At 70.2% G+C, this 11,220-nt stretch carries 7 protein-coding genes; all 7 read right to left on the reverse strand.

Annotated elements, in window-relative coordinates; translation table 11 throughout:
- Positions 1-6 precede the first annotated feature (6 nt).
- From OHA25_RS25780 to OHA25_RS25810, 7 genes are read right to left on the reverse strand one after another with little or no spacing between them, the layout of a single operon-like run.
- Positions 7-3,288 (reverse strand): TIM-barrel domain-containing protein, encoded by a 3,282-nt coding sequence (locus OHA25_RS25780; RefSeq protein WP_327590071.1) that lies wholly within the window; start codon positions 3,286-3,288, stop codon positions 7-9.
- 12 nt (positions 3,289-3,300) lie between these two features.
- On the reverse strand, positions 3,301-5,730 hold the full coding sequence (locus OHA25_RS25785) for a glycoside hydrolase family 31 protein (RefSeq protein WP_327590072.1): 2,430 nt from the start codon (positions 5,728-5,730) through the stop codon (positions 3,301-3,303).
- Positions 5,727-6,809: a glycoside hydrolase family 15 protein gene (locus OHA25_RS25790; protein ID WP_327590073.1), complete on the reverse strand. Its 1,083-nt coding sequence runs from the start codon at positions 6,807-6,809 to the stop codon at positions 5,727-5,729. The genes OHA25_RS25785 and OHA25_RS25790 overlap by 4 nt, the downstream gene beginning before the upstream one ends.
- A 19-nt stretch (positions 6,810-6,828) precedes the next feature.
- Positions 6,829-8,088, reverse strand: a complete 1,260-nt coding sequence (locus OHA25_RS25795) for an ABC transporter substrate-binding protein (protein WP_327590074.1) — start codon at positions 8,086-8,088, stop codon at positions 6,829-6,831.
- 12 nt (positions 8,089-8,100) lie between these two features.
- The gene (locus OHA25_RS25800) at positions 8,101-8,907 is read right to left on the reverse strand and encodes a carbohydrate ABC transporter permease (protein ID WP_327590075.1); all 807 of its coding nucleotides are present in this window, start codon (positions 8,905-8,907) and stop codon (positions 8,101-8,103) included.
- Positions 8,900-9,829: a carbohydrate ABC transporter permease gene (locus tag OHA25_RS25805; protein WP_327590076.1), complete on the reverse strand. Its 930-nt coding sequence runs from the start codon at positions 9,827-9,829 to the stop codon at positions 8,900-8,902. Before OHA25_RS25805 ends, OHA25_RS25800 begins: the two co-directional genes overlap by 8 nt.
- Before the next feature lie 37 nt (positions 9,830-9,866).
- The gene (locus OHA25_RS25810) at positions 9,867-11,111 is read right to left on the reverse strand and encodes an ROK family transcriptional regulator (protein WP_327590077.1); all 1,245 of its coding nucleotides are present in this window, start codon (positions 11,109-11,111) and stop codon (positions 9,867-9,869) included.
- Positions 11,112-11,220: the final 109 nt, after the last annotated feature.

Consider the following 11,220-nt stretch of genomic DNA (forward strand, 5'->3'; position numbering starts at 1 on the left):
CCCCCATCATCGGGCCACCACCAGGTTGTCGAGGTTGATCCCGCCGGTGTTCGCCGTGTCATAGGCGATCTTGACGGTATGGGCGCCCGCGGTCAGGGACGTGGTGAGCGTGGCGGTGCCCCACGTGTCCCAGTTCGCCAGCGCGGGCAGTGACAGCGTGCCGGCGGACACGCCGTCCACGTAGACGGTCCTGGTGGCGTTCACGGTGGTCGAGTAGCGGAAGATGAGCCGGTGGCTGCCGGCCGCGTCGGCCTTGACCTGGAACGTCACCGCGTCGCCCGACGTCGCGAAGCCGTCTGCGAAGCCGGTCCCCGTGAAGCCGGCGTGGTCGGTGTTCGTCGAGGTGCCGGTGCCCGTCGCGAACTCGGCCTCGTAGCCTGCCTTGTCCACGCCGTTGAGGGTCACTGTCCTGCTGGAGCCGCTGCTTGCGAGCTTGACGTGGGTGAGCTGCTGGACCGGGTCCCACCACCAGCCCTCGGCGGCGGCCTTGAGGTCGGCCAGCGAGGCGCGGGCGCCGAGCTCCGTCGCGCCCGTGACGGAGGCGGGCTTGGTGCTCGCCACCTGCAAGGTGCTGGTCGTGGTCAGCGGCGGCACGGTGACGGTCACCGCGTGCCCGGCCCAGTTCTCCGCCGAGGTGACGGTGCGGGTGGCGTTCGCGCTGTCCTCGAAATATGCGTATGAGGTGGTGCCCGACGGATAAATCCGGAAGGTCAGGTTGGTGTAGGTGTCCACGCTGTTGCCGATCTCGCCGCCGAGCTGGTAATCGGCGTTGAGGTTGAGCGGGATGATCGCGCCCGGCTTGGCGTAGACCGGGATCGTGTCCAGGCCGGCGTTGTAGGTCTTGGTGCCGGGACCGGTGAAGCGGCCGCCGTTCCACAGGTCGTACCACTCACCGGCGGGCACGTACACGTTCTTCGAGGTCGCGCCCTGAGCGGTGATCGGCGCGACGAGCAGCTGCGAGCCGAAGATGTACTGCTGGTCCAGGGCCGCGGCCGTCGCGTCGCCGGGGAAGGCGAAGCTCATCGCGCGCATCATCGGCACGCCCGTGGTCGCGCTCGCCTTGGCCTCGGTGTAGAGGTAGGGGATCAGGTTCATGCGCACGTTGGCGAACCTGCGGAAGGCCGGCACCACGCTCGTGTCGCCGGTGCGGGCCTGCACGTTCCACGGCGTGCGGGCCTCCGACGTGCCCGGATCGGCCTTCTCCGAGTGATACTGCATGATCGGGGAGAATGTCGCCTGCGCCGCCGAGCGCAGGTAAAGCTCCGCGCTCGGGAAGGTCCCGGTGAAGCCCGCCATGTCCCAGGCCGTGTACGGCACCCCCGACTGGCCCGCGCTGAGCTGCGCCCTGACCGCCTCCTGGAAGGCGGAGAAGCTCGAGTTCTGGTCGCCGGCCCAGAAGATCGACCTGGTCTGGGCGCCTGCCGTGCCGGCCCGGCTGAAGACCGCGCCATCCGGCCGCTTGCCCTTGACGTAGGTGTTGTATGCGCCGGTGTAGCTGTTGGGGTAGGCGTTGTGCATCTCGTCGCCCTTGCGGCCGTCGGCGAACTGCACGCCCCGGCCGAAGATGGCCTCGCTGCCGTCGGTTTTGAAGCCGTCGATGCCGATCTCGTCGATCAGGTAGTCGCGTTTGCTCATCCACCAGGCGGTCGCGGCCGTGCTGGTGAAGTCGGGGACCATGCTGTCGCCGAACCACTGGCCGGTCGGGATGCGATAAGGGCCGTTAGCCGGATTTTTCGCGACGTAGCCCTGCGATTCCGCGTATGCCTTGTCGTTGAGGTGCTGCTGCGGAGCGGTCGGCGGATTGGTGTCGAAGTTCTCCTTGAACACCGGGATCTGCCAGAGGATCATCTTGATCCCCTTGCTGTGGGCGTTGTCCACCATCGCCTTCGGATCCTGCCACGCCGTGCCGGCCGGGAAGGTCAGGTCGCCGTAGGAGAGCTTGCCGCTGCCCGGCTTGGGGGTGTACGTCGCGCCGTGCCACACGTAGAAGGTGGCCTCGTCACTCCACTGCTCCAGCACCATGGCCGTGTGCGGGATCTTGTACGCCGCCACGTTGGCCAGCGCGGCGTTCACCTCGGCCTGGGTGTTCCACTCGTTGGCCGACATCCACACGCCGAAGGCCCACTTGGGTGGCAGTAGCGGACGGCCCGAGGTCGCCGTGTAGTCGTCCAGGATCTCGGCCGGCGTGCCCGCGTAGAAGTGGTAGTCCAGCGTCGAGTCGAGGCCGCCGCCGGTGTCCACCGTGAATCCGGCCAGGTCGGGCAGATGCGTGCTGAGGTTGAAGATCGCGTACCGGTTGGTCGGGAGATAGACGCCGTAGCCTGCCGAGTTGAGGAAGAACGGCACACTCAGGTAGGTGCGCCGGGTGGCGCCCTGGTCCCTGTACTGGTTGTAGACGTAATTGTGCACATCGGTGCCGCGCTGGTCGAGCCGGTCGTAACGCTCGCCGAAGCCCTCGAAGCGCTCGCCGGCCGGGGACATGAAGTGGTCCTCGATCTTGATGATCGTGGTGGCGCCGTCGCTGGCCCAGCCGATGTTCCTGAACGTCGCGGGATCGTATTGGCGGGTGATCAGCGTCGTGCCGTCGCCCTTGTAGACCGACAGCCGGTACGGCGACTTCTGGATCTTCAGGACGAGCGAGCTGGTGGAGATCGTGAGCGTGCTCGCCGAGTCGGTCACCGTATAGCCGGACACTCCGGAAATGTTCAGACCTTGCCCGCTGGGGGCGATCTGGGTCCTGAACCGGTCGGGCGCCGGGAACGCGAAGCGGATCTTCGGCGTGAAGCTCCCCGCGCTGTCCCCGGTCGTGACATCCACCGACGTGCCGTTGTTGGTGAAGCCGGTCACGTTCGTCACCGTGCTCCAGGAGGTGACGGTGAACGTGAACGGGCCGACGCTCTTCTGCCCGCCCCCGTTCACGTCCGCGTTGACCGTGTAGGAGATCTTGTCGCCTCGGGCGAACGTGCCTAAGTTGATCTTCCAGTAGCTGTTGCCGCCGCTGTTGTAGTCCCAGGCCGCGCCGACCGGGGTCTGGTTCGCCCCGTTCTTGGTCCACGTGACCCAGACCGTCTGGCCCGGCTCGATCGGCCAGGTCGTGGCCTTGATCTGGACGGCCTCGCCGGCCATCGGGTCACGCGGCACCCGTTCCGTCGGCTCGGCCGAGTAGAGATCGTCGATTCCGGTCGGACTGTGGTGCACCCCCGCGAGCGCGAGGGCGGCGGGGACGGAGACGAAGGACGCTGACAAGGCGATCACCACCACGATGACGGCCGACCGTAACCGGCTCACGGATACTCCTTCTCAGGCAGCGAACACGGGGGAGAGGCGGGACCAGTGCTCGGCGGCACAGAGGACGGGCGGGCGGTCGAGCGGTGCGGGCAGTCGTACCTCCCTGCCGCCAGAGAGGGCGCGTCCCGTCCAGACGTCGATCCACTCGCCTTCTGGTAGATAGACGGAAATTTCCGAAACCTCAGGCTCGGTGACGGGGGCGACGAGCAACGCGTCCCCGAGCTTGTACTGCAGCGGATACCGCCACACGTCCGGGTCGTGCGGGTGGTCGAAGAACAGCCCGCGCATCAGCGGCACCCCGCCGCCCACGGCCTGCCGCGCCTGCTCCGCCAGGTACGGCACCAGCCGCTCGCGCACCTCCACGAGCCGCCTGAACACCGGGATCACCCGCTCGTCCCCGGTCCGGCCGGCCACGTTCCACGGCGTGCGGTCCCTGATGGGCGTGCGGTGATGGTTGAACTCCGAGTGGTACTGCATGATCGGCATGAACGCCGCCGCCCCGGCCGCCCGCAGGTACAACTCGGCGTCCGGCACCTCGCCGGAGAACCCGGCCAGGTCCCATCCCCAGTACACGATCCCGCAGGCCGAAGCCGTGATCCCGGCCCTGACGGAGGACCGGAACGCCTCCCACGTGGAGTCCTCGTCCCCGGCCCAGAACGCCCCGTGCGGCTGCGACCCGGCGAACCCGGCCCTGCTGAACGTCACCGGCGCCTTCCCGCACGCCCGCAGCAGATCGCCGAAGGCGCGGGCGTAGTGGACGGGAAAGAGGTTGTTGCCTTCCGCGCCGTCCCGCCCGTCGGCATACCGCAGGTCGTGCCCCCAGGCGTGCTCGCCGCCGTCGGTCTTGAACCCGTCGACCCCGACCTCCTCGACCAGATAGCGGCGCTTGGCCGTCCACCAGTCGCGGACCTCCTGCGACGACAGGTCGGGCATGAGCGCGAGCGGGAACCACCACCCTCGGTTCCGGTACGGCCGGCCGTCCGCCTCCCGCACCCCGTACCCGTGCTCGACGAGCTGCCGGGCGTCCACGGCGGCCTGATGCCGGGGATGCGGGCGCATCTTCTGCAGCGGGATCTGCCAGAGCAGCACCTTGATGTCGCGCTCGTGCAGTTCGTCCACCATGCCCTTGGGGTCGGGCCATGGGCCGTCGGCCGGGAAGGTGTAGTCGGCCAGGCGATGCGGCTCCTCCGACGCCTCGTACGCGGCCCCGCGGAAGGCCGTGAACGTCGTCTCGTCGCTCCACGCCTCGATGACCAGCGCGCCGACGGGGATCCCGTGCTCGCGGTGCCGGTCCATCTCGGCCATCACGCGTTCCTGCGTGTTCCACTCGTTGCCGCTGGCCCAGAGCCGGAACACCCACGACGGCAACTCGGCCGGCCGCCCGACGTCGTCCAGGAACCCGCGGAGCACGTCCGCAGGCTCGGGCCCGTCGTGGAAGCGCACGCCGAGCATGCCGTCGCGCCCCACCTCTGCCTCCACCAGCAGCCGATCGCCGACGTCGTACCAGGTGCGCCGCGAGGTCGCCACGTGCAGCCCCCAGCTCACCTCCTCGCCCACGACCAGCGCGAACGGCATCGGCAGGTAGGTGCGCCCGTGCCGCCCCTGCGCCTTGTACTGCTCGAAGACGACCGCGTCGAGCCGAGCTCCGTCGCGCCCGCGCTGATCCACGGCGTCGAACCGCTCGCCGAACCCGACCACGTGTTCTTCGGGCGCGAGCGCCACCTCGAACCGCACCCGCAGCACGCCGTCCGCGTCCGCCAGCCACCGCACGCTCCCGGGCACGATCCGGTCGGCGCCCCTGACGTCCAGCTTCCCGCCGTCGTCCGACCAGCTGGCCGCCGACACCTCGAACCACCGGCTGGTACGGCTCCCGCCGCCGGCCAAGGTGGCCCGGAAGCGGTAGGAATAGCGGCGCCCTGCCTCCAGGACCGGCGTCCGCACGGCCCACGATCCGGCCGCGGCGCGAGCGGCCCTGGCCTGCGCGGCGGCGAGATGCCCGCCGTCGACCGCCCCGTCGGCCCCGCTGACCGCGCCAGCACCCACAGCCCCGCCAGCCCCGCCACCTTCAGCACCGAGGCCGTCAGCAGCGAGGCCGTCAGCACCGATAGCTCCGCCAGCGCCGCCAGCCATGCTCGGCGCGCTAGCACCGCCAGCCGTGTCGGGCGCGCCAGCACCGCCAGCCGTGCCCGGCGCGCTGGCGCCCGGCACCGCCTGCGTGCCCGCGTCCCGGCCGGCCCCCGGCTCGGCGTTGCGAGGGGCCAGCGACAACTCCAGTGGCGCGTCCCCGTCCACGACCCACTCGCAGACGACCGCCTCAACACCCGCCGAGGCCCGCACCCGCAACTCCACCGCCTCGCCGTCGAGCGGCCGGGCGGGCACCCGCTGGTCCTCGGTCGTCGCGTACGGATGCCCCGACCCGAACGGCCGATGCCTCATGCTCATGCCCGCACCCCCAGTTCGTCCGCGAGGATCAGGTACATCCCGTGCGACCACAACAGCGGCGTCGCCACCGGCCCCCACCGGTGGAGCCACTCCTGCAGCCGCCCGGGGGCCAGCAGCAGGTCCGACACCTGCTCGGGCAGATCCCCCTCCGGCGTCGCCTGAGCCGCCATCCAGTCCAGATAGCGGCGGGCCTCGGCAGGCCGCCCCGCCGCCGCGTGGTTCCAGCCGAGGAACCCGGCAAGCAGCACCCACCGGCCCCCGCCGTAGAAGGTGTCGGCGAGGTAGCGGTACACGCCGCCGTCCCTCGCCAGCTGCCGCTCGACCTCGGCAACCGTCGCCGCCCCGACCGGATGCCCGGCCGGATACAGCCCGAACGGTTCCACGCACGCCAGCAGGCTGCCGTCCACGGCGTCGCTCCCGAGCCACTTACGCAGCCGCCCGCCGGTGACGCCCTCGCGCTCGACCAGCTCGGCGACGCCCTCGACCGCCTCCAGCGCGGCCGTCTCCTCCGCCGAGCTCAGCACGCCGAGCGCGAGGGCGGCCCGCAGGCCCCCATGGACCGAGCCCAGCGTGGCCACGTGCCGCTGCTCGACGTGCTCCTCCCACCAGTCGTAGCAGGGCAGGTGCCAGAACGCCGTCAGATACCTGGCCGCCGCCCTGACCCCCTTCTCGACTCCGGGCACCGCCCTGCCGTGCCGTACGGCGTGCTCGCGCAGCGCCCAGAGCCACGTGCCGTACCCGTCGAGCTGGAAGTCCCACCAGTCGTCCGCGCCGTCCATCCCGTCGAGCGTGAAGCGGGTCGGCAACATCTCCGAGACGGGCACGCTCTCACCGCGCGCGGCCCGGGAGACCAGCGAGTCCACCTGGCCCGCCCGGTCGCCGACCACGCGGGCGCACCAGGCGTGGAAGGCGTCCGCCCCGGCCACGTCACCGTGCCTGCTCACCCCCTCAGCGATGAACGCCCCGTCCCGCAGCCAGGAGTAGCCGCGGTAGGCGGAGAAGGTGGGCGAGGCCGGATAGGCCCCGGTGGGCGACTGCAATCTCGTGATCACGTCGAGGCTGTGCGCGACGAGGGACAACGGGTCTTCTCCTTACGAATTACGCGAGCAGGGCGTCGACGTCGGCGGCCGCGGCCTTGAGCGCGTCCTCCACGGACGTGCGGCCGGCGGCGGCCTCGGTCAGCTGCTTGGTCACTGCGTCCTGCATCTCCTGCTGACGCTTGATGACCGGCGGCAGCGCGATCGACTTGAGGGAGTCGAACACGGCCTGCCGGTTGGCCGGCTTCGGGTCCTTGAGGTAGCCGGAGAGCACCTGCTGATCGGCGACCGGCGGCAGCTCCCAGGACGACTGGATGCGGGTGGTGGCGGCGACGTTCGACGACGACAGGAAGCGGGCCCACGCGTAGGCGTCCTTGCCGGCCTTGGTGCCGGACGAGACCGCGACGGCGTTGTGGAAGACCGCGCTGGCCTTGCCGGCGTCACCGGGCTCGACGACCACGTCCCACTCGAACGGCACGTCCTTCAGGCCCGCGAACTGCCAGATGCCGTTGTGCCACATGGCGAGCTTGCCGGACTTGAACAGGTTCGTGTCGTAGTCGGCGGTGCCGCCGATCTCGGCCTCGGTCGGCATCGACTTGCCGACCTTGCCGACCAGCCACGTGGCGGCCTTGACGCCCTCGGGGCTGTTGAAGGCGGACTTCTTGCCGTCGGCGGACAGGAACTCGCCGCCCGCCTGCTTGAGCGTCTTGTAGAACTCGAAGAACTGCACCGGCTGGAAGTCGCCGTACACGCCCTTCTTCCTGTCGGTCAGCTTGGCCGCGGCGGCCTGCTCGTCGGCCCACGTCCAGTCCGCCGTGGGCTCGGCCACCCCGGACTTCTTGAAGAGGTCCTTGTTGTAGAAGAGCACGACCGTGGAGAAGGAGGCGGGCAGCGCGTACTGCTTGCCGTCCCGCTTGAACGCGTTGAGCGACTCCTGCGCGTAGACCGAGGTGTCGCCGTCTCCGCCCACCGTGCTCAGGTCGAGCAGGGAGCCCGCGCTGGCGTAGGTGACGAAGTTCTCGTAGTTGAGCTCGAACGCGTCCGGCGCGGTGCCGCCGGCGATGCTGGTCTGGAGCTTGGTGAAGTACTCCTCGAAGGGCGCGGTCTCGACGACCACGTCCACCTTCGGGTTCTCCTTCTCGAAGGCCTTCTCGATCGTGTCGAGGTCCTTGAGATGGTCGGGGGCCGCGGAGAAGGTGAAGTAGCGCACGGTGGTCTTGCCGTCGGCGCCGGAGGGGGCCTTGGTGGCCGACCCTTGGGAGCAGGCGGAGGCGAGCAATGCGAGGGCTGCCACGGTGGCGATGGTGACTTTTCTGGTCATGGGGGGATTCCTTTACTTGAGCCCGCTCTGCGCGACGCTGGCGATGACGTGCTTCTGCGCGAAGACATAGAGGATGAGGATCGGTACGACGCTGATCACCGACCCCGCCATGACCACGTCCCACTGCGTGGTGAACTGGCCGTGCAACGTGGCCAGGCCCAGCGGGAGCGTCATGAACTCGGGCGACTTGATGATGATCAGCGGCCAGAGATAGCTGTTCCAGCTGGCCATGAAGCCGAAGATGGCGAACGTGGCCAGCGCCGGCCGGATCAGCGGCAGCACCACGTACAGGAAGATCCGGAAATGGCCGGCGCCGTCCAGCACGGCCGCTTCGTCGAACTCCCGCGGCACCTGGTTGATCGCCTGTCGCAGCAGGAACACCCCGAACGCCGAGGCGATCGTCGGCGCGAGCAACGCGAAGTACGTGTCGACGAGACCGAACGTGCGCATCTCGATGAACAGCGGCACGACCAGCACCGGCAGCGGCATCATCAACGTCGCCAGGTACACCGCGAACAACGCGCCCCGGCCGGGGAACGGCAGCCGGGCGAACGCGTAGGCGGCCATCGCGCTGGTGATGAGCTGCAACAGGGTCGAGGCCGCGCCGATCCAGGCGCTGTTGGCCACGATCCGCCAGAACGGCAGCGTCTCGAGCAGTTTGCCGTACGCGTCCAGGCTCGCGCCCTCGGGCGTGAAGTCAGGCGGCACGGCCAGCACGGCGTCGCCCGGCGTGATGGAGGTGATCACCGCCCACGCGAACGGGAACAACATCACCAGCGCGCCCAACCCGACCAGGAGGTAGCGGAGGATCTTACCCATACGTCACCCACCGCCTCTGCCCCCGGATCTGCACGATCGTCACGATCAGCACCACCGCGAACAGCAACCAGGACAGCGCCGAGGCCGCGCCGGCCCGGCCGTACCTGAAGGTGAGGTCGTAGATCTGCGACACGACCACCTGCGTCGCCCCACCGGGCCCGCCCCCCGTCATGATCTTGACCTGGTCGAAGACCTGGAAGCCGTTGATGAGCGAGATCACGACCACGAAGAACGTCGAAGGGGACAACAACGGGAGCGTGATGTGCCGGAACCTGCGCCACGCCGTGGCGCCGTCGACCATGGCGGCCTCCTGGTACTCGCGGGGGATCGCCTGGAGTCCGGCCAGCAGGATGATCATCACGAAGCCCAGGTCCTTCCAGGCCGAGGCGAGGATGATCGACGGCATGGCCCAGTCAGGGTCGGTCCACCAGCCGGGGCCGCTGATCCCGAACAGGCCGAGGGCCCAGTTGACGATGCCGCTGGCCGGGTTGAGCAGCCACTTCCACATCAGCGCCACGACGACCCAGCTGGTGATCACCGGCAGGAAGTACACCCCGCGCAGCAGGCTCCGCCCGGCCATCGCCCGGTTGAGGAGCACCGCCAGGCCCAGACCGCCCACATAGACGACCGGCAGATAGCCGGCGATGAAGTACAGCGTGTGCAGGAAGGCCGCCCGGGTCTCCGGATCGCCGATCAGCTCGATGTAGTTGCCCAGGCCGACCCAGCGCATCTCGGTGATGAGGTCCCACTCGTGCAGGCTCGTCCAGAGCGAGCCGAGCATGGGGATGATCGTGTAGAGCGTCAGGGGGACGAGGCTCGGCAGCAGGAACACCGCGACGGTCCCGGCGTACCGCCAGCCCTTGCGCGGTTTGGCCCGCTGGTGCGTGGCCCGCGCTTTCGGCGGGGCCGCGGTGAGGGTCATGGGGTCGTCTCCTCGCTCGTGCGGGCGGATGGGGCGCTCATGGGGTGGCTCCGATCAGCCGGGCACGCACCAGGCGGCCCTGCTCTCCCGCCGCGCCCGCCGCGTCGAACGGGGTCGCCAGCACCAGCGCCGCCGCCCCCTGCGCCCAGCTCGTGTCGTCCCAGCTCTCCACTTCGACGGAGATGTCGCGCCGCCCCGGGTAGAGCTGCGCCCTGAGGGCCTGCTCGAAGCCGTCCCGCCAGAGCGGCCAGTCCGCCGTGCCCTCGCCGAGCACGACCACGACCTCCGGATCCACGACGTTGATCAGCCCGGCGGTGGCCCGCCCCAGGATCGCGCCGGCCTCTTCGAACACGGCACGTGCCACCGGGTCGCCGCCCGCGGCGGCCCGCCCTAGCGCCGCCACCGCCCCGAGCGGATCACGCCCGCCGCGCCCGTCCCTCCCGTCGGGTGCGGCGGGTGCGTCCGCGCGATCGCCGGATTTGGCGCGGGCCGCCGCGAGCAGGCCCGCCGATCCCACGAACGCCTCCAGGCAGCCGCGGGCGCCGCAGCCGCACACCGGTCCCTCCGGGTCCACCGGCAGGTGGCCGAACTCGCCCGCGCCGCCCCGCGCCCCCCGGTACACCCGGCCGTCGGTGACGATCGCCGCGCCCACGCCGCGGCCGATCGTCACCACGAGGAAGTCCCGGTGCGTACGCCCCCGCCCATACAGCCGCTCGGCCACCGCCAGCGCGTTCACGTCGTTCTCCACCAGCACCGGGAGCCGCAGCCGCCGCCGCAGCCGCTCGCCGACCGGCATCGCCTGCCACCCCAGCGTCGGCGCGTTCACCGTGCCGGCCGCCTGGTCCTCCACGCTGCCCGGCACCCCGACGCCGACCCCCAGGAGCGGTGGCCCGTCGCCCGGCACCGCCGACTCCACGGCCGCCGCCAGCTCGTCCAGCGCATCGGGCCCGGACGGGTCGAACGGCCGCTCCCACGACCCCAGCACCTCGCCGTCCAGGCGAACGTCCACGAGCACCAGATGATCGGCCGTCACCTTGACGCCCAGCGCCCGCCCGGCCCCGCCCACCAGCCCGAGCCGCACGGCGGGCCGCCCGCCACGCGACGGCTTGAGGTCGAGCTCCTCGAGCATCCCGTGCCCCATGAGCTCGCGGGTGAGCTGCGTGACGGTGGCGGGGCTGAGGTCCAGCTCGCGTGCTATCTCGGTCCGGCTCAGCGGCCCGCCGGTGCCCAGCAGGGCCAGGATCGCCGTCCTGGTGAGATCGCCGCGGTCAGTGGCTGCCATGAAGTTCAGGGACTTTCTTTAGAAGTAAAGTTAGTACCGAAATATTCTCGTCCAGGCGCCCTCTGTCAAGAGCCGGAAACATCACGGAAACGCAAAAGGCCCCCGCCAG

Origin of the sequence: Nonomuraea sp. NBC_00507, assembly GCF_036013525.1 — a bacterium.
In the GTDB taxonomy this organism is placed as follows: domain Bacteria; phylum Actinomycetota; class Actinomycetes; order Streptosporangiales; family Streptosporangiaceae; genus Nonomuraea.

What these genes read in the sequence shown, in the direction of transcription:
- OHA25_RS25795 (WP_327590074.1), bottom strand. Translation starts at nt 8,088, where the DNA reads ATGACCAGAAAAGTCACCATCGCCACCGTGGCAGCCCTCGCATTGCTC.
- OHA25_RS25810 (WP_327590077.1), bottom strand. Translation starts at nt 11,111, where the DNA reads ATGGCAGCCACTGACCGCGGCGATCTCACCAGGACGGCGATCCTGGCC.
- OHA25_RS25805 (WP_327590076.1), bottom strand. Translation starts at nt 9,829, where the DNA reads ATGACCCTCACCGCGGCCCCGCCGAAAGCGCGGGCCACGCACCAGCGG.
- OHA25_RS25800 (WP_327590075.1), bottom strand. Translation starts at nt 8,907, where the DNA reads ATGGGTAAGATCCTCCGCTACCTCCTGGTCGGGTTGGGCGCGCTGGTG.
- OHA25_RS25785 (WP_327590072.1), bottom strand. Translation starts at nt 5,730, where the DNA reads ATGAGCATGAGGCATCGGCCGTTCGGGTCGGGGCATCCGTACGCGACG.